The organism is Stenotrophomonas sp. Steno-Z10-BAI (assembly GCF_056393115.1).
Genome location: NZ_JBWJOZ010000003.1, coordinates 170,998 through 192,570 on the forward strand (window position 1 = coordinate 170,998; position 21,573 = coordinate 192,570).

Below are 21,573 nucleotides of genomic sequence, written 5' to 3' on the forward strand. Positions count from 1 at the left end.
ATGACCTTGAAGAGGACGTCAACGTGACCAGTAAGCAGAACCTTCGCATCAATGTGCTGGCAGCCGCCGTGCTGTCGTTGTCCGCAGGCGCCAGCGCCTATGCAGCGGGCCTGCCGGCCAAGGAGCCGGTGCGCCAGCCGGCTGCCGCCCAGGGCGCAGAGCGCATCATCGTCAAGTACCGCGCCGGCACCGCTGCGGCCACGGATCGTTCGGCCAAGCTGACGGCCGTGCAGTCGGCGGTCGCCCGCGCCAGTGTCGGTAGCTCCGCCGCCGGCCGTGCCAGTGCCGTGAACCCGCAGATCGTGCGCAAGCTCGGTGTCGGGGCCGATCTGATCCGCCTGCAGGGCCGCTTGAGCCCGGCCGAACTGCAGAAGGTGCTGGCCGAGATCAAGGCCGATCCCTCGGTGCAGTACGCCGAAGTGGACGTGAAGCTGCAGCGCACCGATGTGCGCCCGCGCGACGCGACCCCGCAGCTCGTGCCGAACGATCCGTACTACGCGCAGTACCAGTGGCATCTGAACAGCGCCACCGGCGGCATCAATGCGCCGGCGGCGTGGGACATCGCCCAGGGCGAAGGCGTGGTGGTGGCGGTGCTCGATACCGGCATCCTGCCGCAGCATCCGGACTTCTCCGGCAATCTGCTGGCCGGTTACGACTTCATCAGCGATGCGGAAACCTCGCGCCGTCCGACCGACGAGCGCGTGCCGGGTGCGCTGGATTACGGCGATTGGGTCGAGAACGACAACGAGTGCTATGCCGGCTCGCTGGCCGATGACAGCTCCTGGCACGGCACCCACGTCGCAGGCACGATCGCCGAGTCCACCAACAACGGTGTGGGCATGGCTGGCGTTGCGTACAAGGCGCGCGTGCTGCCGGTCCGCGTCCTGGGCAAGTGCGGTGGCTACCTGTCCGACATCGCCGATGCGATCACCTGGGCCTCCGGTGGCACGGTGGCCGGCATCCCGGCCAACGCCAATCCGGCCGAAGTCATCAACATGAGCCTGGGCGGCGGCGGCGCGTGTGATGCGCTGTACCAGGATGCGATCAATGGTGCCGTGTCGCGCGGCACCACCGTGGTGGTCGCCGCCGGCAACTCGGCTTCCAACGCGTCCAATTTCCGGCCGGCCAGCTGCGCCAACGTGGTGGCGGTCGGCGCCACCCGCATCACCGGTGGGATCGCCTACTACTCCAACTTCGGCACCGTGGTGGACCTGTCCGGCCCGGGCGGCGGTGGCAGCGTGGACGGCAATCCGGGCGGCTACGTGTGGCAGTCCGGTTACAACGGCCTGACCACGCCGACCTCCGGCGCCTACAGCTACATGGGCATGGCCGGCACCTCGATGGCCTCCCCGCATGTCGCGGCGGTGGCAGCGCTGGTGCAGGGCGCGGTCGCGGCGGCCGGCAAGGATCCACTCACCCCGGCAGCGCTGGAAGCCCTGCTCAAGCAGACCGCACGGGCCTTCCCGGTCACCATCCCCACCGCCACCCCGATCGGCACCGGCATCGTCGATGCCAAGGCCGCCCTGGACAAGGCGCTGGAAGAAGAGTGCACCGAGAACTGCGGCCCGGTGGCCACGCCGCTGACCAACAAAGTGGCCGTGGGCGGCCTGAGCGGCGCCGGTGGCAGCGAAGTGCTGTACAGCTTCGAGGCGCAGGCCGGCAAGGTGTTGAGCCTGCTCACCTACGGTGGCAGCGGCAATGTGTCGGTGTATGTGAGCCAAGGCAAGGAGCCGACCGCGACGGCGTTCGATGCCAAGTCCACGCGTCCGGGCAATAGTGAAACGGTGCGCTTCACTGCACCGGTGGCCGGCACGTATTACATCAAGGTGGTCGGTGAGTCCGCGTTCAGCGGTGTGAGCATCCTCGCCAACCAGTAAGACAGGTAAAAGCCCAACGGGAGTCCGTCATGTGACGGGCTCCCGTTTTTACATCTGGACCGCGTGCAATCCCGCGTACGATCGCGGTGAACTGCTAAAGTCGCAGCGGTTGCCAGGAGAATGTTCTTGAACGCGGTTGCCCAGGATCCCACTGCAGAAGCCACCGCAGAATCTCGCATCGTCGGGGTATTGCTGGAGAAAGGTCGGCTCAAGGACAGCGACCTGGCCCGCGCGCGTCCGCTGCACCGTGAGTCCGGCGGCAGCCTGCTCGGTCTGCTGGTGCGGCTGGGGCTGGTCTCCGAACGCGACCATGCACAGACCTGTGCCGAGGTGCTCGGCCTGCCTTTGCTCGATGCCAAGGCCGTGCCGGAGGCGCCGCCCGAAACGCTGCTCGATGGCTTGCCGCTGACGCTGCGTTTCCTCAAACAATTCCATGTCTGTCCGCTGGTACTCCAGGACGGCGTGCTCGATCTGTGGCTGTCCGATCCACAGGACCCGTATGCGGCCGATGCGGTGCAGTTGGCGATGGGCCTGCCGGTGCGGCGGCACGTGGGCCTGCGCTCGGAGATCGACGATCTGATCGAGCGCTGGTTCGGCCAGGGCCGCAGCGCGATGGGCGCGATCATCGAGACCGCCGACGGGGAGGGCGCTGCGGTCGACGACATCGAACACCTGCGCGATCTGGCCTCCGAAGCGCCGGTGATCCGGCTGGTCAACCTCGTCATCCAGCGGGCGGTGGAACTGCGCGCCTCGGATATCCATATCGAACCGTTCGAGAATCGCCTGAAAGTGCGTTACCGCGTGGATGGCGTGCTGATCGAAGGGGAAAGCCCGCCGGTCAATCTTACCGCCGCGGTGATCAGCCGCATCAAGATCATGGCGCGGCTCAACATCGCCGAACGCCGCCTGCCGCAGGACGGCCGCATCATGCTGCGCGTGCAGGGCAAGGAGCTGGACCTGCGCGTGAGCACGGTGCCCACCGCGCATGGCGAAAGCGTAGTGATGCGTCTGCTCGACCGCGACACGGTGGTGTTCGATTTCCATCGGCTGGGTTTCACCGAGGCGTTCCTGCCGCAGTTCCGCAAGGTGCTCGAGCAGCCGCACGGCATCCTGCTGGTGACCGGCCCCACCGGCTCGGGCAAGACCACCACGCTATACACCGCGCTGAGCCAGCTCAACACCGCCGACGTGAAGATCATCACTGTCGAAGACCCGGTCGAGTACCAGATCGAAGGCATCAACCAGATCCAGGCCAAACCGCAGATCGGGCTGGATTTCGCCAATGCGCTGCGCAGCATCGTGCGCCAGGATCCGGACATCATCATGATCGGCGAAATGCGCGATCTGGAAACCGCGCGCATCGCGATCCAGTCCGCGCTCACCGGCCACCTGGTGCTCTCCACGCTGCACACCAACAACGCCGCCGGTGGCATCACCCGCCTGCTGGACATGGGCGTGGAAGATTATCTGCTGACCTCCACCATCAACGGCATCCTCGCCCAGCGCCTGGTGCGCCGGCTGGAGCCGCAGCATGCGCAGCGCTACCGTGCCTCGCCGGAAGAGATCGACAAGTTCGGCCTGCGCCGGCTGCAGCCGGAGGGGGAGATTTTCCTCTACCGCGCACAGCCCTCGGCGATAGCGCCCACCGGGTATCTCGGCCGCACCACCATCGTCGAGTTCCTGGTGATGAACGATGCGCTGCGCAGCGCGGTGATGCGTCGCGCCGGGATGGGCGAGATCGAACAGATCGCGCGCGCGGCCGGCATGCGCACCATGTATGAGGATGGCCTGTCCAAAGCCCTGCAGGGCCACACCACGCTGGAAGAAGTCCTGCGCGTGACGGAGGAATCCTGATGCGCGCCTGCGGCCGGCACCCGGTGAGCGGCTGAGCATGGCCCAGTACCGCTACAAGGCGCTCAACGCGCATGGCGAACTGTTCGATGGCCAGATGGAAGCGGCCAGCGAAGCCGAGGTTGCCGCGCGCCTGCAGGACCAGGGCCACATGCCGATGGAGGCGCGCCTGGCCAGCGAGGGTGTCGCGGGGGCGTCGTCCTGGGCGGCGCTGCTGCGCCGCAAACCGTTCGACGGCGGTGGGCTGGTGCAGTTCACCCAGCAACTGGCCACGCTGCTCGGCGCGGGGCAGCCGCTGGACCGCGCGCTCAGCATCCTGCTGGAACTGCCCGAGGACGAGCGCACGCGCCGGGTGGTCACCGACATCCGCGACATCGTGCGCGGCGGTGCGCCGCTCTCCACCGCGCTGGAACGCCAGCACGGGCTGTTCTCGCGGCTGTACATCAACATGGTGCGCGCCGGTGAGGCCGGTGGCAGCCTGCATGACACCCTGCAGCGGCTGGCGGATTACCTCGAGCGCAGTGCTGAACTGAAAGGCCGCGTCATCAATGCGCTGATCTACCCGGCGATCCTGCTGGCGGTGGTCGGCGGTGCGCTGCTGTTCCTGCTGGGCTACGTGGTGCCCCAGTTCGCGCTGATGTACGAAAGCCTGGATGTCGCGTTGCCGTGGTTCACCCAGTGGGTGCTCACTGCCGGCCTGGTCGTGCGCGAAGGCTGGATCATCATGATCGTGGTGCCTGCGGTGATCGCGCTGGTGGTGGAGCGGCGGCTGCGGCAACCGGCCACGCGCCTGGCCATGGACGGCTGGCTGCTGCAACGCAACGGCATCGGCCCGCTGCTGGCCAAGCTGGAAACCGCGCGCCTGGCCCGTACCCTGGGCACGTTGCTGCGCAACGGCGTGCCGCTGCTGTCCGGCCTGGGCATCGCGCGCAACGTGCTGAGCAACCGCGCGCTGGCCGCCGATGTCGATGCCGCCAGTGACGAGGTCAAGAACGGCAACGGCCTGTCGGCGTCGCTGTCGCGTGGCAAGCGTTTCCCGCGCCTGGCGCTGCAGATGATCCAGGTCGGCGAGGAATCCGGCGCGCTGGATACGATGCTGCTCAAGACCGCCGATACGTTCGAACAGGAAAGCGCGCGCGCGATCGACCGGCTGCTGTCGGCGCTGGTGCCGGTGATCACCCTGGTGCTGGCCTCGGTGGTCGGCCTGGTGATCGTGGCCGTGCTGGTGCCGTTGTACGACCTGACCAATGCCATCGGCTGACCGGCCGCTGGTGAATACCCCAACGATTCGATGCAAGGAGCCTGCCATATGCAACGCCGTCGCCTGACCCGCTTTTCTTCCGCGCGCCACCAGTCCGGCATGAGCCTGTTGGAAATCATCATCGTGATCGTGTTGATCGGGGCGGTGCTGACCCTGGTCGGCAGCCGCGTGCTCGGCGGTGCCGATCGTGGCAAGGCCAACATCGCCAAGGCGCAGGTGCAGACCATGGCCGGCAAGATCGACAACTACCAGCTCGATACCGGCAAGCTGCCGGCCAAACTGGATGATCTGGTCACCCAGCCCGGCGGCAGCGCGGGTTGGCTCGGCCCGTACGCCAAGCCGGCCGACCTCAATGACCCATGGGGTCATGCACTGGAGTACCGCGTGCCGGGCGAGGGCCAGCCATACGACCTGATCAGCCTGGGCAAGGACGGCAAGGTGGGTGGCAGCAGTTACGACGCGGACATCCGGTACGAGTAATCGGCATTGGGAGCGCCGTGGCCCGTGCTGAGAAGACCGCCGCATCGCGTGCCTGCGGGCACTCATGCGCGCGGTCTGTCGCTGCTGGAGATGCTGCTGGTGGTCGCCCTGATCGCGATCATGGGCGTGGTCACCGCCACCGCGATGAACGGTGGCATCGATGGCCTGCGGCTGCGCAATGCCGGCAAGGAGATCGCCACACAGCTGCGCTACACCCGCACGCAGGCCATCGCTACCGGCCAGACGCAGCGCTTCGTGATCGACCCACGTGCGCGGACGTGGCAGGCGGCCAATGGTCGTCACGGCCAGATTCCCGCCGCGCTGGACGTCCGCTTCCGCGGGGCGAGCCAGCTCAGCACCGCGCCGGGGCAGGGCAGCATCGCCTTCTTGGCCGACGGCGCGGCCAGTGGCGGCAGCATCGACCTCAGCACGCGCGGCGCGGTGTGGGAGATCCACGTCGGCTGGATCACCGGCGAAGTCCGTGCCGGCCCGCGCCGGGAGCGCGGATGAAGCGTCAGCGCGGCTATTCACTGCTGGAGGTGATCATCGCCTTTGCGCTGCTGGCGTTGGCGTTGACCCTGCTGCTGGGCAGCCTGTCCGGTGCGGCCCGTCAGGTCGGTCAGGCCGACGTGCGCAGCCGGGCCACGCTGTATGCGCAGTCGCTGCTGGCCAGCACGGGCGTGGAGACGCCGCTTCAGGAAGGCAGCACGCAGGGCGAGTGGGAGCAGGGCAGGTACCGCTGGCGATTGCAGGTGGAACCGTACGCGGAGCCGCGCACGACCACCGCGCCGGTGACCACCGATGTCGGCGGCCCGACCCTGGCGCAGATCACCCTGCAGGTGCGCTGGGGCGAAGGCAACGGCGAGCAGTTGCAATGGCGCAGCCTGCGCTTGTTGCCGCCGGTACCGGGCGCACCGCGATGACGCTGCGCGCGCGCCGCGCCCGCGGCTTCACCCTTATCGAAATCCTGCTGGCGACCGCGCTGCTGGTCGGCGGCCTGGCGCTGGCCTTCGCCACCGTGCGCTCGGCCATGGCAATCAGCCAGCGCGGCGAGCGCATGGCCGCCCAGAACGAGCGCATGCGCGCGGTCGAAGGCTTTCTGCGGCGTCGCCTGTCCACCGCGCTGGTCATCGCGACCTCGCCCCCGGATCCCACCCGTGACCCGGTGTACTTCATTGGCGAGCCGCAGCGGATGCTGTTCGTCTCCGATCTGCCCGGCTACCTCGGCCGGGGCGGGCCGTATGCGCATGAGCTGCAGGTCCGTCGTGCGGGTGGGCAGGAACAGCTGGAGATCGGGCTGACCCTGCTGCAGAACGGCGAGGCGATCGAAGAAGACCCGCCGCGCCCGCCGGAGATGCTGGCCGATCAATTGCGCGAGGTGCGCTTCCGCTATCGCGGCACCGATCCACGCACCGGCCAGCTCACGCCGTGGCTGGACCGCTGGGACGATACCCGGCGGCTGCCGCTGCTGGTGTCGATCGAGATCGCACCGCTGCAGGGGCCGGCGTGGCCACCGATGATCGCAGCGCTCCCGCCGCCGCGCGGGGATCGCCGATGAGGCCGGCGCGCGGTGCCGCGCTGGTGCTGGTGCTGTGGTTGATCGCGCTGCTCACGGCGGTGATCGGCGCATTCGCGCTGAGCGCGCGCGTGGAGCACATGCAGCAGCGCGTGATCGGCGACGACGCCATCGGCCAGGAGTACGCGCGCGCGGGGCTCGAATATGCCCTGCATCGTCTGCAGCCCCGCGCCAGTCAGCCGGCGTGGGTGGCTGACGGTCGCCGCTACCGCTGGACCTTCGACGACCGCCGGATCGACCTGGCGATCCTCGATGAGAACGGCAAGGTGAACCTGAATCTGGCCGATGCCAGCTTCCTCGCTGCTTTCCTGCGTGCGATGGGAGAGGCGCCGGGGAGGGCCCAGCAGCTGGCCGGCGCCATCGTCGACTGGCGCGATGCCGACAGCCTCAAACAGCCCGGTGGCGGCGCGGAGACGCCGGACTACGTCGCGGCCGGCCTGCCCTATGGCGCACGCAACGCGCGCTTCGAGACCGTGGGCGAGCTGCAGCGCGTGCTGGGGATGGATGCGGACCTGTATGCGCGGGTCGAGCCGATGCTGACCCTGTACAGCCGCCAGGCGCGGCCCGACCCGCGTTTTGCAGCCGGCCCGGTATTGACCGCGCTGGGGCTGGATGCCGAACGCCTGCTGGCCGAGCGGGAACGTGCGGCGACGGCCGATGAGGCCGGATTGCCTGCCGCACCGCTTGCAGGTGGCAGCGGCACCTATAGTATCGAGAGTCGCGCCACGGACGAACGCGGCCGGATATCGGTACTGCGCGCCGTGGTGAGGACGGGGTCGGCAGGCACGCCGGGAACGGCATACACAGTACTTCGCTGGGAACAGGGAATGGCAGCAAGATGACGGCATGGCGTGACAGTCTGGTGCGGGCCCGCGGGCGCTTGTCGCCTGGCGTGGGCAGCAGCCTGCGCTGGTGGCGGCAGTCCTTGCTGGCCTGGCTGCCGGTGCGGTGGCAATGGGCGATGGGCTGGTCGCGCTCGCGGCTGCTGTTGCAGCGCGATGGTGAGGTGCTGCGCCTGCAACGCCAGACGGGCGAGCAGATCGAGGCGATCGCCGAGCTGCCTTGGCCGGTCTCGCCGGCCACCCTGGATACCGTGCTGGATGCGCGCCTGCGCAGCTTGCCGCGGCATTGGTTGCTGCCTGCCGGCAGCGTGTTGCGGCGCCCGCTGCGGCTTCCCGCCGCGGCCGCGGAGCGGCTGCGCGATGTGGTCGGTTTTGAAATTGATCGGCAGACCCCCTTCGATGCCAGCCAGGTCAGCTACGACGTGCGCGAGCTGGGGGCGCTGCCGGATGGCCAGTTGCAGGTGGAGCTGGTGGTGATCCCGCGCGTGCAGCTGGAGCAGTGGGCGCAGCAGGCCGGGCCGTGGGCGCAGGCCGTGGCCGGCATCGATGCGGTGGATGCCACTGGCCAGCCGCTGGATGTCAATCTGCTGCCGGTCGCGCAGCGGCAGCCGTATCGCGACCCGATGGCGCGCTGGAACGGGCTCCTGGCCGTGGGCGCGATCGTGCTGCTTGCGCTGGCCGGCCATCAGCTGATCGACAATCGCCAGGCCGCGGCGGACCAGTTGCGTGAGCAGGTCGATGCCGCCGCGCGTGATGCGCGTCGGGTTGCCGCCGAACGGCAGCAACTGCAGCGTCTGGTCGAAGGCGCCGCGTTCCTGGAGGGCAGGCGTGCCGAGCATGCGAGCACGGTGGAGATCTGGAATGAGCTTACCCGCCTGCTGCCCGATGGCACGTATCTGGAAAAGATGTCGATCGAAGGCAGCACGCTGCAGTTGATCGGGCTCAGCCGCGAAGCCTCGCAACTGGTGCCGCTGCTGCAGGACTCGCCGCTATGGCGCAAGGTCAACCTGACCGGCGTGCTGCAGGCCGATGGGGCGACCAGCGGCCGCGACCGTTTCACGCTGACTGCCGAGCTGCAGCCGCTGCCTGGTGCGACACCGCCTGCCAAGGAGGTTGCCGATGGCAGCACACCCGACGCGCCGTGATCGCTGGCTGGCACTGGGGCTGCTGTTGGCGGTGATCGCCGTGGCCTACCTGCTGCTGGTGCATCCGTGGTTGACCCGCCCGTTGCTGGCGATCAACGCCGACATCACTGCCGTGCAGGAGCGCCAGCAGCGCGTGGAGGCGCAGTTGGCCCAGCGCGGCCAGATCGCCACCCAGCTGGGCGAGGTGCAGGCGGCGCTCGAAGGCCGCCCCGGCTTCCTGCGCGAGGCCACGGCCGAATCGGCCGCTGCCGCGCTTTCCAGCCGCCTGCAGGATGCGGTGGCCTCCGCCAGCCCGGGCAATCGCAGCTGCACGATCAGCAATCGCACGCCACTGCCTGATGCCAGTCGCGAACCGGCCTTCCCGCGCGTGGCCCTGCAGGTGCGCCTGCGGTGCGGCGTGCCGGAGATGGCCGCCGTGCTGCACACGCTGGAGACGGGGACACCGCGCCTGTTCGTGGACAACCTCAATCTGCTGGCGCAGCGCTTCCAGCAATCGCCGAGTGAAACCGGCACCGGCCTGGATGTGTCGTTCGAGCTGGTCGGCTACCTGCGCCCGGGCGCCGCACTGGAGCCCGGTGCGCCTGCGCCGGCACCCCTTCCGCTGCCGGCGGGACAGGACGCTGGGCAGAACGCTGACCCAGGTGCGGCCCTGCCCAGCGATGCGGCCGAACCCGCGCCGGTATCGGACGCTGCGGAGGAGGTTGAGCATGAAGCTTGAGGCAGCCGGCCTGCGCACTTGGTGGCTGGGGGGCATCGCGCTGTGGGCACTGGCGATCTGGATCGCCACGCTGTTCGGGCTGGGCAGCCGTATCGCGCCGGCCACGGATGGCGATATCGGCCCCGCGCCGTTGCCGCAGCTGGCACCGGCCGCGCCGGAGCGCATGACCTCGGCCAGCACCTATGCGCAGATCGGTACGCGGCCGCTGTTCGCCGAAGACCGGCAGCCGCGCCCGTATCTGCTCGGCGGCACCGAGCAGGGCACCGCCAGCAGCGTCTCGTTGACCGGCGTACTGCTCACGCCTGACTTCGCCATGGCAATCCTGACCACCGATCAGCGCCAGTCGCTGCGGTTGCGCTTGAACGGTGAGGCGGTGAACGGCTGGCAGCTGCTGGCGCTGGAACCACGCCGCGCCACGGTCAGCGGGCCGGGTGGCACCCAGACGCTGGAACTGCCGGTGTTCAACGGCCAGGGTGGCGAACCGCCGACGGTACTGGGCAGCCCACAGCTCACCACGGTTCCACCGGCCGGTACCGGGGCCCGCCCGATCAATGGCGCAGCCGCCCCGGTGCCCGCACCACCGCCGGCTGCACCCCCTGCGCCGCAGGCAGGAACGCCCTCGAATGCGGCGGCCCCCGCGCAGAACGCGCAGGGCCCCAGCGAAGACCAGATGAAGGCGATCCGCGAGCGCATCCAGGCGCGCCGCCAGCAATTGCAGCAACAACAGCAACAGCAACAGCAGCAGTCGCAGCAACCGCCCGCGGGCGGCTCCGGCCACAACCCTTAGAGTGACAGCATGACCCTGCGCCTTTTCCCCGTGTCTTTCCTTGTCGCCCTGCTGGTGGGCTGCACCACCGTGCCTGCGCCGGAGGTGCGCCGCGATGCGGTCCTCGACAGCCACCAGGTGGTCGCCGGTGATGGATCCCACGCAGGCGTCGATGCCGAGCCACTGGGAACCAGCAGTGCACCGCAGGCGGTGATCCGCCGCGGCACCGGCACGATGATCAACCGCAGCGCCGCCGCCGCGCCGCAGCCATCGCTGGGCAATGCCTCCACCGGCAATGCGACCTTCAACTTCGAAGGCGAATCGGTGCACGCCGTGGTCAAGGCGATCCTCGGCGACTTCCTCGGCCAGAACTACGTGATCGCGCCGGGCGTGCAGGGCACCGTGACCCTGGCCACGCCCAAGCCGGTGTCCTCGGCGCAGGCCTTGAACCTGCTGGAAATGGTGCTGGGCTGGAACAACGCACGCATGGTCTACAGCGCAGGCCGCTACAACATCGTGGCCGCCGATCAGGCGCTGGCGGGCACCGTGTCACCCAGCACCGCCTCGCCGGCCAATGCGCGTGGCTTCGAAGTGCGCGTGGTGCCGCTGCAGTACATCTCCGCCACCGAGATGAAGAAAGTGCTGGAGCCGTACGCGCGCCCGAACGCGATCGTCAACGTCGACAACGGCCGCAACGTGATCACCCTCGGTGGCACCCGCAGCGAGCTGGAAAACTACCTGCGCACGGTGGAGATTTTCGACGTGGACTGGCTCTCGGGCATGTCCGTGGGCGTGTTCCCGATCCAGTCCGGCAAGGCCGAGCAGGTGGCCGCCGATCTGGAGAAGGTGTTCGGCGAGGAAAGCAAGACTCCCAGCGCCGGCATGTTCCGCTTCCTGCCGCTGGAGAATGCCAACGCGGTACTGGTGATCACCCCGCAGGCGCGCTATCTCGATCAGATCCAGCAATGGCTGGACCGCATCGATACCGCCGGTGGCAGCGCGCGGCTGTTCTCCTACGAGCTGCGTTACGTCAAGGCCAAGGACCTGGCCGAGCGCCTGGCCGAGGCCTTCGCCAACGAGAACGGCCGCAGCGGCCGTGGCAGCAGTTCGCTGGCGCCGGGCGCGTCGCCGATGGACCTCGGCAGCCGCGATGGCAACAGCAACAGCAATTTCTCCAACACCGGCAGCAGCAACGGCGGCAGCCGCGGCGGGTTGGGCGATGGCACGATGAACCTGCCGCAGCGTCAGTCCGGCAACGCCAGCTTCAGCCTGGAAGTGCAGGGCGATACGGTCGGCGTGTCGGCGGTGGAGGAAACCAACACCTTGCTGGTGCGCTCCACCCCGCAGGCCTGGCGCTCGATCCGCGAAGTGATCGAAAAGCTCGACGTGATGCCGATGCAGGTCCACATCGAAGCGCAGGTGGCCGAGGTCGCGCTGACCGGTGACCTCAGCTACGGCGTGAACTGGTTCTTCGAGCAGGCTGTGGCCACCGGCAAGACCGAGAGCGGCATCGACCTGCCCAGCGCGCTTGGCCGTTCGATCTGGGGCAGCATCTCCGGCTCGGTTGGCAGTGATGGGGTCGGCTGGACCTTCCTCGGCAAGAACGCCGCCGCAGTGGTCAGTGCGCTGGACAAGGTCAGCAACCTGCGCCTGCTGCAGACCCCCTCGCTGTTCGTGCGCAACAACGCCGAAGCCACCCTCAACGTGGGCACCCAGATTCCGATCAACTCGGTGTCGGTCAATACCGGCGTGGGCGGCGACAACACTTACAGCCAGGTCCAGTACCTGGATACCGGCGTGATCCTCAAGGTGCGCCCGCGCATCACCCGCGATGGCGTGGTGTTCCTGGACATCGTGCAGGAGGTCAGCTCGGCCGGCGCGATCCCGAGCGGCTGCGACCCGACCCGCACCACCTGCAACCCGCCGATCAATACCCGCAAGATCTCCACCGAAGCGGCGGTGCAGAGCGGTGACACCATCATGCTCGCCGGCCTGATCACCGATTCCGGCGAAGACGGCTCCAGTGGCGTACCGGGCCTGAGCAAGCTGCCGGTGATCGGTGCGCTGTTTGGCCGGAAGACGTTGAAGTCAGAACGCTCCGAAGTGATCGTGCTGCTGACCCCGACCATCGTGCGCAACGCGCAGGAGTCGCGGAACCTGACCGACGAATACAGCAGCCGCTTCCGTGCGATGGAGCCATTCCCCGAGCGCAAGGGCAAGCGCTGAGCGATGCCAGGCCCCTGCTGTCATCGCAGGGGCCGATCTTGTTACGCTGGCCGCGCCCAAGGGAGCCTGCGATGACACAGCGACACGGCGAAGACGGCAGCACGCAGAGGTCGGCATGAGCACGGTCATCCTGCTGCCGATCGGGGTCGACGATGCCGCGCTGGACCGCTGCCTGGCCGCGCTCGATGCCGGCACCGCAGCGGGCACCGCGATCTGGCTGGCCGGCGATGGCCAGGCCGGTCCGCGCGCCCAGGCCGTGATCGAACATTGGCTTGCACAGACGCCGCTGCAGGCCGAGTACACCCGCCGCGCCCGCGCGATCGGCGAAGTCGCCCATCTGGATGAAATGCTCGCAGCGTGTACCGGCGCCGATGTGGTGGTGCTCGCCCCGGATGCGATCCCGGCACCGGGTTGGTTGCAGCAGTTGGAAGCCTGCCTGGCCCGCGATGCCTCGATCGGCTCGACCACGCCGTGGTGCAACGCCGGTGAGACGGCCGCCTGGCCGCGTCTGGGCGAGATCAATCCGCTGCCGGACGATCTGGATCTGGCCCCGCTGGCCCAGGCCTGCGCGGCGATGCCGCCGCTGCATCCCGAGCTGCCCTCGGCGGTGACGCACGCCGTGTTGTTGCGCGGCAACGCCCGGCGCAAGGCCGGCGGGCTGGACATGCACAGCTACGCGTCGTGGAATGCGGCGCTGATCGACCTCAGCCTGCGCATGGCCGGGCTCGGCTGGCGCAACGCCCTGTGCGAGACCGCCTTCGTCGCCCGCGTGGCCGAAGGTGTAACCGGCGAGGGCGACATGGAGGCGTTGGCGTCGCGCTGGCCGGCCTGGCCGCCGCGGCTGGCCGGTTTTCTGATGGCTGATCCACTGCAGCAGGCACGCCACGATCTGCAGCAGCAGCACCGGCAGGCGATAATGCCCAAGGCGCAGGGCGATCTGTTCGCGCCGCCTGTCATTGCCGCCCCGGAGTCGCCCGTTTGAGCCCTGCCATCGCCGCCATCATCGTCAGCTACCAGAGCGCCAGTACGCTGGACGCCTGCCTGCTGCGCCTGCGCGAGGCGCGCGACATCGCCGAAATCCGCGTGGTCGACAACGATTCCACCGACGGCACCCTGGAGATCGTGCAGCGCCATGCCAGCGCCGATCCGCGGGTGCGCTTCATCGCCAATCCGGACAATCCCGGCTTTGCCGCCGCCAACAACCAGGGCGTGGCCGACAGCCAGGCACCCTGGCTGGCCTTCATCAACCCGGATCTGATGGTCGGCCCGGAGACCCTGGCCCAACTGCGCGCACGCGCGCTGCCGCTGGGTGACTGTCTGCTGGGGGTCGAGCAGGTGGACGAGGAGGGCCTGCCGGACGCTGCGGTGCGCCGCCGTGATCCGGATTTCGCCGCGATGCTGCGCAACCCCGGGCAGGGCGGCAAGCTGGCGATCCCGGTCGACCGCAGCCAGCCGCTGCAGGTGGTGCCGGCCCTGTCCGGCGCATTGCTGCTGATGCCGCGCGCCCTGTTCGAGCGGATCGGCGGCTGGGATGCGGGCTACCGCCTGCACGCCGAGGACCTGGACCTGTGCCGGCGCGCACGCGAGGCCGGCGCGGTGATCGCGATCGCCAACGACCTGCAGGTCACCCATGTGCGCGGTGTCTCCAGCCGCTCACGGCCGTTCTTCGTGGAATGGCACAAGCACCGCGGGCTGTGGCGGTACTTCCGGAAATTCGAGGCGCCGCAACGTGCCTGGCCGGTGCGCTGCGCGGTGTGGGGCGCGATCTGGGCGCATGCGCTGGCGCAGGTCCCGCGACTGCTCCGCCGCCGGTGAGCATCCGCGCACCCACTTCGGCACCGGGGCGATACGTGCCGTGAACGCATTCCACGCTGAGGGCACTGGCCGTTGGTCGGGCACGGTGGCAGGCGCATAATCTCCAGCATGATCATCCAGTCCCTGCTCGACACCGACCTGTACAAGTTCACCATGATGCAGGCGGTGCTGCATCAGTACCCCGGCGCGCAGGTGCAGTACCGGTTCAAGTGCCGGACCCCGGGCATCGACCTGGCGCAGTTCATCGACCAGATCAACGCCGAGATCGACCACCTGTGCAGCCTGCGCTTCAGCGCCGAAGAGCTGGACTACGTGCGCGGCCTGCGCTTCGTCAAACCGGATTTCGCCGATTTCCTCGGCCTGTTCCACCTGGACCGCAAGTACATCGCGCTGCGCCCCTCGACCACCGTGCCCGGTGAGATCGATCTGGACATCACCGGGCCCTGGCTGCACACCATCCTGTTCGAAGTCCCGCTGCTGGCGATCATCAACGAGGTCTGGTTCCGCAACACCACCGACTCGGATTTCAGCGAGGGCGAGCGCCGCCTGCAGGCCAAGACCGCGCTGCTGCGCGATACCCCCGGCTTCGAGCTGTGCCGGATCGCCGATTACGGCAGCCGCCGCCGTTACTCGCGTGAGTGGCACGGGCGGATGCTGCCGATGCTGCGCGACGCGCTCGGTGCGCAGTTCGTGGGCACCAGCAACGTGCATTTCGCCCGGCTCTACGGCATGACCCCGCACGGCACGATGGCCCATGAGTACCTGCAGGCCTTCCAGGCACTCGGCCCGCGCCTGCGTGACTCGCAGGTGGCCGCGCTGGAATCCTGGGCACGCGAGTACCGCGGCGATCTGGGCATCGCGTTGTCGGACGTGGTCGGGCTGGAGGCCTTCCTGCGCGACTTCGATATGTACTTCTGCAAGCTGTTCGACGGCGTCCGCCACGATTCCGGGGATCCCTTCACCTGGGGCGACCGCATGCTGGCCCACTTTGAAAGCCGCCGGGTGGATCCACGCAGCAAGGTGCTGGTCTTCAGCGACGGGCTGAACATCGAAAAGGTGATGCAGCTGTTCGATTACTTCCGCGGCCGCTGCCAGGTGGCCTTCGGGGTCGGCACGCACCTGACCAACGACCTGGGCCCGACCCCGCTCAACATCGTCATCAAGATGGTCCGCTGCAACGGCCAGCCGGTCGCCAAGCTGAGCGATTCGCCGGGCAAGAGCATGTGTGATGACCCGGGGTATCTGGCGTATCTGCGCCAGGTGTTCGAGTTGCCGGCCGAGGGCTGAGTGCTGCGGCTCGGCGGTCGCCCCGCCGTGGTGTCACACTTTTCGGGAGGGTCGGCCGGGGGCATCCCAGACCTGTGATTGCCCTCACGGCCGCCCGGCGCGTCGGGTATCCCACGTTTCCGTTCAGCCCGGCCGCCGCGGGTGACGCGGCGCGTCAGGAAACGACGCAGCGCGCTTGCTATGCAGGAAAGCCAGATGTGCCACAATATTGTGAGGCGTAGTTCACACTTTTGACCGACATCGATGCCGGTAATTGCCCGTATACCGCCTCTGCATCGTGGTTCGTCTAGGCTTTTCAGATGAATTCATCAGCATTGCTTGATTACTACCGTGCCCATGCGTGCTCTACTCAGTGGCGCGGCTTCCTGCTCGCGCTCTGTGAAGAGTTCGACAGCGCGTTGCCCGATGCCGAACTGGCCCGGCTGATGGCGCGTATCGGTGAGCGCTTCGGCCGTGACCACGCACTGCCGGCGGTCGCCACGCTGGACGAACTGCAGCATGCGGCCAACGCCGTGTGGTCGTCGACGGAGTGGGGACAGGTCGTGTTCGAGGAAGCGCCCGAACAGGTGCGCATCCATCACGCGGCGTCGCCGTTGTCGGCGGTGCTCGGCACCCGCGCCGGGTGGGAGACCGGGTTTCTCGAAGGTGTGTACCGGCAGTGGTTCCGCGCCGCCGGGATGATGTCGGTGCTGGATGTGCGCTATCTGCAGAGCGACCATCCCGATGTAGCCACGTACACGCTGTCGCGTGTGTTCTGAATCTCTCCCCCTTTCGATGGTGCCATGAGCAAGCTTCAGCAACCTGCCGATTCAGAGAGCCACGACGACGTGGCCGGTCTCTTCAACCGCCTGGGGGACCGCGATGACACGCGTGCTTACCGGGATTTCTCTCATAGCCAGTCCCGCGTCAGCACGGTAGCCAAGCCGCGCGACGAGGTGCCGCCGCCGATTCCGGCCGTGGTCCTGCCGCCGGTGCCCAATGCCGCAGCGGTGATCGCGCCTGCCCAGGCTGCTCCGGTGGAGACGCCGGCCAGTGCCGCACCGGCACAGAAAACACCGCTGGAACAGCTGTTCCAGCGACTGGCCGGTGCGCGTAGCGCGACGCCGGGGCACAGCCCGCTGAGCCGGCTGCGCGGGGCGTGAAACGTAGCCGGTGATCGCTCGCCGCGCCCTTCGGGGTGGGGCGGGAGTGCCGGCTGATGCAAGGGGATGCCGCTGCGTGCGGCCGTGTTGGGGAACATCATGAGCAAAACTTCCACCCCGAGAGGGGATGCCGTTCTGGCCCGCTTGGCGCTGCTTGCGCTGGTGGTCGGCGGCGCCATGCTGCTGGCCTTCGTGATCACCGTGCCCATGGAGATCGGTCAGCAGTTCCTGTTCTCGGCCGTGGTGTTCCTGATCGCCCTGTGCCTGCGCAATCGCGAGAGCCGGTTGATCCCGCTGGTGTTGATGGGCCTGTCGCTGGTGATGTCCACGCGCTACATGTACTGGCGCCTGACCGACACGATGGGCATGAGCAGCTTCGTCGATCTCACTCTGGGCCTGGGCCTGGTGGCCGCCGAGGTGTACTCGTTCATCGTGCTGGTGCTGGGCTACTTCCAGGTGGCCTGGCCGCTGCATCGCAAGCCGATGCCGTTGCCCGAAGACCAGTCGCTGTGGCCCACCGTGGATGTGCTCATCCCGACCTACAACGAGCCGCTGTCGGTGGTACGCACCACCGTGCTGGCGGCCACCGTGCTGGACTGGCCGGCGGACAAGCTCAACATCTACCTGCTCGATGACGGCCGCCGCGAGGAATTCCGTGAATTCTGCGAGGAGGTCGGGGTGCAGTACATCACCCGGACCAACAACAGCCACGCCAAGGCCGGCAACATCAATGCGGCGCTGAAGAAGACCACGGGCGAATACGTGGCCATCTTCGATTGCGACCACATGCCGACCCGCTCGTTCCTGCAGATGTCGATGGGCTGGTTCCTGTTCGACGAGAAGATGGCCGTGGTGCAGACGCCCCACTACTTCTTCTCGGCCGATCCGTTCGAGCGCAACCTGGGCAACTTCGGGCGCGTGCCCAACGAAGGCGAGCTGTTCTACGGCTTGCTGCAGGATGGCAACGACCAGTGGAACGCGACCTTCTTCTGTGGCTCCTGCGCAGTGATCAAGCGCGGCCCGCTGGAGGAAGTGGGTGGCGTGGCCATCGAAACCGTCACCGAGGATGCGCACACCGCGATCCGTCTGCACCGTGCCGGATACCGCAGTGCCTACATCCCGGTGCCGCAGGCGGCCGGCCTGGCTACCGAGAGCCTGTCGGCACACGTCGGCCAGCGCATCCGCTGGGCCCGTGGCATGGCGCAGATCCTGCGGGTGGACAACCCCATGTTCGCCAAGGGGCTGAGCCTGATGCAGCGCATCTGCTACACCAACGCGATGCTGCACTTCTTCTATGGCCTGCCACGGATCATCTTCCTGACCGCGCCGCTGGCCTTCCTGTTCTTCGGCGCCCACGTCATCCACGCCTCGGCGCTGATGATCCTGGCCTACGCGCTGCCGCACATCGTGATGGCCAACCTGACCAACCTGCGCGTGCAGGGCAAGCATCGCCATCTGCTGTGGAACGAGGTGTACGAGACCACGCTGGCCTGGTACATCCTGCGCCCGACCCTGATGGCGGTGATCAATCCCAAGCTGGGCAAGTTCAACGTCACCGCCAAGGGGGGCCTGGTCCAGCGCAGCTACTTCGATGCGCAGATCGCCCGCCCGTACCTGTTGCTGCTGTTGTTGAACCTGCTGGGCGTGGTGGCCGGCATCGTGCGGATGGTGATGGCCGATACCAGCGGCGAGGTCAACACGATCTGGTTGAACCTGGGCTGGACCGTCTACAACATGATCATGCTGGGCGCGGTCATCGCCACCTCCAGCGAACAGCGTCAGATCCGACGCTCGCACCGCGTGCCGCTGAACATGCGGGCAGTCCTGCACCTGCCCGATGGCCAGGCATTGCCGTGCCGCACGCTGAACTTCTCCACCGGTGGCATGGCGCTGCGGCTGGATCAGTCCCAGCCCGTGCAGCCGGGTACGTACGTGGAGGTTGAACTGGCCCATCGCCAGCGCAGCGAGCGCCTGCCGGCCGAAGTGCGGCACGATCGCGACGACCAGGGCATCAGCATCCAGTTCGGCGAGCTGACCTTGGAGCAGGAACGCTGGCTGGTCACCTCCACCTTCGCCCGTGCCGACATCTGGGTGAAGCTGTGGGGTCGTCATGACCGCGATACGTTCCTGCGTTCCACCACCGACGTCCTCAAGGCCAGCATGCGCGGCTTCCACCGCCTGGGCAGTTTCGTTCTTGCGGGAGGCCGCAAGGATGGCCCCACCCCGCCGCGCACCGGAGATTCCGCATGACCCGTCGTGACCGTTCCCTGTTCCGCCCGGTGCGCGTGCCGCGTCCGTCCGCCGCAGCGGTGGCGTTCACCCTGACCCTGCTGTGTGGCGCGGTCTACGCGCAGGATCCTGCGGTTCCCGCAACGGCCACGCCCGTCGTTGCACCCGCCGATGCCGCCCCGGCAGTGCCCGTGCCGCCTGCCGCGCCAGCGGCTGGTTCGCGGCAGAGCCGCTCCACGCTCAAGCAGCTCGGCATCGATTACGAGATCACCCTGCGCGGCATCCAGGGCACCGCTGGCGTGCCGTTCTCGGTGCGCAACGACCAGGTGGTCGATCGCGCCTCGCTGCATCTGAAATACAGCTATTCACCGGCGCTGTTGCCGGATCTGTCGCACCTGAAGGTCACCGTCAACGACGTCACCGTGGCGACGTTGCCCACGCCGGTCGAGCAGGCCGGGCGGATGATCGAGCGCGACATCGATATCGATCCGCGCATGATCATCGATTACAACCGCATCAACCTGCAGTTGATCGGCCACTACACCCGCGAATGCGAGGATCCGGACCACACCAGCCTGTGGGCCAACATCGACGCCGGCAGCTATCTGGAACTGGGCTGGGCGCCACTGCAGCTGACCAATGATCTGTCGCTGCTGCCGGTGCCGTTCTTCGATGCCCGTGACACCAACCGGCTTGAACTGCCGTTCGTGTTCACCGGTCAGCCGGGGCAGGGGCTGCTGCAGTCGGCCGGTATCGTCTCTTCGTGGTTCGGCGCGCTGGCCGGCTATCGTGGTGCGCTGTTCCCGGCCTCGATCGATACCGTGCCGCTGGAAGGCAATGCGGTGGTCGTGGCCACCCCGCGCAACCCGCCGGCCGGCCTGGTGCTGCCCGACATCAGCGGGCCGACCCTGGCCGTGATCGCCAATCCGAACGATGCCAACGGCAAGTTGTTGCTGGTGCTCGGCCGCGATGACGGTGAGCTGCGCATCGCGGCCACCGCGCTGACCCTGGGCACGCCGTTGTCCGGACCGACCGCCAGCATCGGCGATTTCAAGGAGATCGCGCCGCGCAAGCCGTACGACGCGCCAAAGTGGGTGCCCAGCGATCGCCCGGTGCGAGTCTCCGAACTGGTCCAGCAGACCAGCGAGTTGAATGTGGTCGGTTACCACCCGGACCTGATCCGGATCGGCCTGCAGCTGCCGCCGGATCTGTTCACGTGGCGCCGTGATGGCATCCCGCTGGATCTGCGCTACCGCTACACGCTGCCGGAAGGCGCGAACAAGTCGGCGCTGAACATCAGCATCAACGATGCTTTCGTCACCACGCTGCCCTTGAACGGCCGCCCCGCACCGCGCTCAGTGTCGGAGATGCTGTGGAACAAGATGAAGGCACCGGGCGTGATGCCGATCCAGCAGAAGGTGATGCTGCCGACCGGCCCGTTCTCGTCCAACAGCCAGCTGCGCTTCCACTTCTTCTTTGATCGCCCGCAGGCGGCCGAATGCAAGAACACCTTCCCGGATGTGTCCGCGGCGATCGACGGAGACACCAGCATCGATCTGAGCGGCTTCGACCATTACATGGCGATGCCCAACCTGGCCGCATTCGGAAATGCCGGTTATCCGTTCACGCGTCTGGCCGATCTTTCCGAGACCGTGCTGGTGCTGCCCAACAACCCCAACGCCGATGACGTCGGCAATGTGCTGACCCTGCTCGGCCGCATGGGGGCCTCGACCGGTTACCCGGCGCTGCGCAACCGCATCATCGCTGCCGGCCAGGTAGGCGAGCACGCCGACCAGGATCTGGTGGTGCTGGGGTCGCGTCGCAGCCAGCCGCTGTTCGGCGAGTGGGCCGCGCACCTGCCGATCGGCGAGGCGGGGCAGTCGCGCCGTTTCCAGCTGTCGGACTGGGTGTTCGAGCGGATGCCCTCGTTCCTGTCGCCGGATGCGCGCCGCACCGATCTGCCGACCACCGCCGAAGTGTCGGTGCGTCCGGACGCTGGCGATGTCGTGCTGATGGGCTTCGAGTCGCCCCTGCGCAAGGGGCGCAGCGTGATCGCGGTGATGGCCGATGATCCGGCGCAGGTCAACCGCCTGTTCGAGGCGTGGTTCGACCCGGACCGTCTGCGTGACTTCCAGGGCAGCGTGGTGCTGCTGCAGAAGGACAAAGTGCGCAGCCTGGCCGGCAACCAGACGTATTACGTCGGCCACCTGCCGCCGCTGACCTGGCTGCGCTGGTACTTCTCGCAGAGTCCGCTGCTGTTGGCTGGCTTCGTCGGTCTGGCCTGCCTGCTGTTGGCCCTGATCGCGCGCTGGCTGCTCAAGCGCAACGCCAAGTCCCGCATCGGGCTGTCAGGCTGAG

The 21,573-nt window shown here is 67.8% G+C and carries 19 protein-coding genes; all 19 read left to right on the plus strand.

Going from position 1 to position 21,573, the window contains the following annotated elements; all coding sequences use genetic code 11:
- Window positions 1-23 precede the first annotated feature (23 nt).
- A complete protein-coding gene (locus AC06E9_RS09610; RefSeq protein ID WP_478055968.1) occupies window positions 24-1,877 on the plus strand; it encodes a S8 family peptidase in 1,854 nt (617 codons plus the stop codon).
- A gap of 126 nt (window positions 1,878-2,003) precedes the next feature.
- The gene (gene gspE / locus AC06E9_RS09615) at window positions 2,004-3,731 is read left to right on the plus strand and encodes a type II secretion system ATPase GspE (RefSeq protein ID WP_478055969.1); all 1,728 of its coding nucleotides are present in this window, start codon (window positions 2,004-2,006) and stop codon (window positions 3,729-3,731) included.
- Between the two features lie 37 nt (window positions 3,732-3,768).
- Complete coding sequence (xpsF, locus tag AC06E9_RS09620) at window positions 3,769-4,989, plus strand: type II secretion system protein XpsF (RefSeq protein WP_152152423.1); 1,221 nt, start codon at window positions 3,769-3,771, stop codon at window positions 4,987-4,989.
- Window positions 4,990-5,037: 48 nt separating this feature from the next.
- Window positions 5,038-5,469, plus strand: coding sequence for a type II secretion system major pseudopilin GspG (gene gspG, locus AC06E9_RS09625; protein WP_121042627.1), 432 nt, complete (start codon window positions 5,038-5,040; stop codon window positions 5,467-5,469).
- 90 nt (window positions 5,470-5,559) lie between these two features.
- Window positions 5,560-5,979: a type II secretion system protein XpsH gene (xpsH, locus tag AC06E9_RS09630; protein WP_478056047.1), complete on the plus strand. Its 420-nt coding sequence runs from the start codon at window positions 5,560-5,562 to the stop codon at window positions 5,977-5,979.
- Entirely contained in the window at window positions 5,976-6,392 is a 417-nt protein-coding gene (xpsI, locus tag AC06E9_RS09635; protein WP_121042631.1) for a type II secretion system protein XpsI, read from the plus strand. Before xpsH ends, xpsI begins: the two co-directional genes overlap by 4 nt.
- Complete coding sequence (locus tag AC06E9_RS09640) at window positions 6,389-7,027, plus strand: type II secretion system protein J (protein ID WP_121042857.1); 639 nt, start codon at window positions 6,389-6,391, stop codon at window positions 7,025-7,027. Before xpsI ends, AC06E9_RS09640 begins: the two co-directional genes overlap by 4 nt.
- Window positions 7,024-7,887: a type II secretion system minor pseudopilin gene (locus AC06E9_RS09645; RefSeq protein WP_478055970.1), complete on the plus strand. Its 864-nt coding sequence runs from the start codon at window positions 7,024-7,026 to the stop codon at window positions 7,885-7,887. Before AC06E9_RS09640 ends, AC06E9_RS09645 begins: the two co-directional genes overlap by 4 nt.
- Window positions 7,884-9,032: a PilN domain-containing protein gene (locus tag AC06E9_RS09650; protein WP_478055971.1), complete on the plus strand. Its 1,149-nt coding sequence runs from the start codon at window positions 7,884-7,886 to the stop codon at window positions 9,030-9,032. Before AC06E9_RS09645 ends, AC06E9_RS09650 begins: the two co-directional genes overlap by 4 nt.
- A complete protein-coding gene (gene gspM, locus AC06E9_RS09655) occupies window positions 9,007-9,750 on the plus strand; it encodes a type II secretion system protein GspM (protein ID WP_428999829.1) in 744 nt (247 codons plus the stop codon). Before AC06E9_RS09650 ends, gspM begins: the two co-directional genes overlap by 26 nt.
- Window positions 9,740-10,537: a hypothetical protein gene (locus AC06E9_RS09660; protein WP_478055972.1), complete on the plus strand. Its 798-nt coding sequence runs from the start codon at window positions 9,740-9,742 to the stop codon at window positions 10,535-10,537. Before gspM ends, AC06E9_RS09660 begins: the two co-directional genes overlap by 11 nt.
- Window positions 10,538-10,546: 9 nt before the next feature.
- Entirely contained in the window at window positions 10,547-12,742 is a 2,196-nt protein-coding gene (gene gspD, locus AC06E9_RS09665; RefSeq protein WP_121042642.1) for a type II secretion system secretin GspD, read from the plus strand.
- 115 nt (window positions 12,743-12,857) lie between these two features.
- Window positions 12,858-13,724: a glycosyltransferase family 2 protein gene (locus AC06E9_RS09670; protein WP_478055973.1), complete on the plus strand. Its 867-nt coding sequence runs from the start codon at window positions 12,858-12,860 to the stop codon at window positions 13,722-13,724.
- Complete coding sequence (locus tag AC06E9_RS09675) at window positions 13,721-14,557, plus strand: glycosyltransferase family 2 protein (RefSeq protein ID WP_478055974.1); 837 nt, start codon at window positions 13,721-13,723, stop codon at window positions 14,555-14,557. The genes AC06E9_RS09670 and AC06E9_RS09675 overlap by 4 nt, the downstream gene beginning before the upstream one ends.
- Before the next feature lie 108 nt (window positions 14,558-14,665).
- Entirely contained in the window at window positions 14,666-15,844 is a 1,179-nt protein-coding gene (gene pncB / locus AC06E9_RS09680; protein ID WP_121042648.1) for a nicotinate phosphoribosyltransferase, read from the plus strand.
- Between the two features lie 299 nt (window positions 15,845-16,143).
- Complete coding sequence (bcsD, locus tag AC06E9_RS09685; protein ID WP_226956620.1) at window positions 16,144-16,602, plus strand: cellulose biosynthesis protein BcsD; 459 nt, start codon at window positions 16,144-16,146, stop codon at window positions 16,600-16,602.
- A gap of 24 nt (window positions 16,603-16,626) precedes the next feature.
- A complete protein-coding gene (locus tag AC06E9_RS09690; RefSeq protein WP_478050275.1) occupies window positions 16,627-16,986 on the plus strand; it encodes a hypothetical protein in 360 nt (119 codons plus the stop codon).
- A 99-nt stretch (window positions 16,987-17,085) separates the two neighbouring features.
- Window positions 17,086-19,236: a UDP-forming cellulose synthase catalytic subunit gene (gene bcsA, locus AC06E9_RS09695; RefSeq protein ID WP_152152410.1), complete on the plus strand. Its 2,151-nt coding sequence runs from the start codon at window positions 17,086-17,088 to the stop codon at window positions 19,234-19,236.
- A complete protein-coding gene (gene bcsB, locus AC06E9_RS09700) occupies window positions 19,233-21,572 on the plus strand; it encodes a cellulose biosynthesis cyclic di-GMP-binding regulatory protein BcsB (RefSeq protein WP_183073802.1) in 2,340 nt (779 codons plus the stop codon). The genes bcsA and bcsB overlap by 4 nt, the downstream gene beginning before the upstream one ends.
- The last annotated feature ends 1 nt before the right edge of the window (window position 21,573 follow it).

Coding starts and splice junctions, on each gene's coding strand:
- xpsF (WP_152152423.1), top strand. CDS start 3,769: ATGGCCCAGTACCGCTACAAGGCGCTCAACGCGCATGGCGAACTGTTC.
- gspG (WP_121042627.1), top strand. CDS start 5,038: ATGCAACGCCGTCGCCTGACCCGCTTTTCTTCCGCGCGCCACCAGTCC.
- xpsH (WP_478056047.1), top strand. CDS start 5,560: ATGCTGCTGGTGGTCGCCCTGATCGCGATCATGGGCGTGGTCACCGCC.
- xpsI (WP_121042631.1), top strand. CDS start 5,976: ATGAAGCGTCAGCGCGGCTATTCACTGCTGGAGGTGATCATCGCCTTT.
- AC06E9_RS09640 (WP_121042857.1), top strand. CDS start 6,389: ATGACGCTGCGCGCGCGCCGCGCCCGCGGCTTCACCCTTATCGAAATC.
- AC06E9_RS09645 (WP_478055970.1), top strand. CDS start 7,024: ATGAGGCCGGCGCGCGGTGCCGCGCTGGTGCTGGTGCTGTGGTTGATC.
- AC06E9_RS09650 (WP_478055971.1), top strand. CDS start 7,884: ATGACGGCATGGCGTGACAGTCTGGTGCGGGCCCGCGGGCGCTTGTCG.
- gspM (WP_428999829.1), top strand. CDS start 9,007: ATGGCAGCACACCCGACGCGCCGTGATCGCTGGCTGGCACTGGGGCTG.
- AC06E9_RS09660 (WP_478055972.1), top strand. CDS start 9,740: ATGAAGCTTGAGGCAGCCGGCCTGCGCACTTGGTGGCTGGGGGGCATC.
- gspD (WP_121042642.1), top strand. CDS start 10,547: ATGACCCTGCGCCTTTTCCCCGTGTCTTTCCTTGTCGCCCTGCTGGTG.
- AC06E9_RS09670 (WP_478055973.1), top strand. CDS start 12,858: ATGAGCACGGTCATCCTGCTGCCGATCGGGGTCGACGATGCCGCGCTG.
- pncB (WP_121042648.1), top strand. CDS start 14,666: ATGATCATCCAGTCCCTGCTCGACACCGACCTGTACAAGTTCACCATG.
- bcsD (WP_226956620.1), top strand. CDS start 16,144: ATGAATTCATCAGCATTGCTTGATTACTACCGTGCCCATGCGTGCTCT.
- AC06E9_RS09690 (WP_478050275.1), top strand. CDS start 16,627: ATGAGCAAGCTTCAGCAACCTGCCGATTCAGAGAGCCACGACGACGTG.
- bcsA (WP_152152410.1), top strand. CDS start 17,086: ATGAGCAAAACTTCCACCCCGAGAGGGGATGCCGTTCTGGCCCGCTTG.
- bcsB (WP_183073802.1), top strand. CDS start 19,233: ATGACCCGTCGTGACCGTTCCCTGTTCCGCCCGGTGCGCGTGCCGCGT.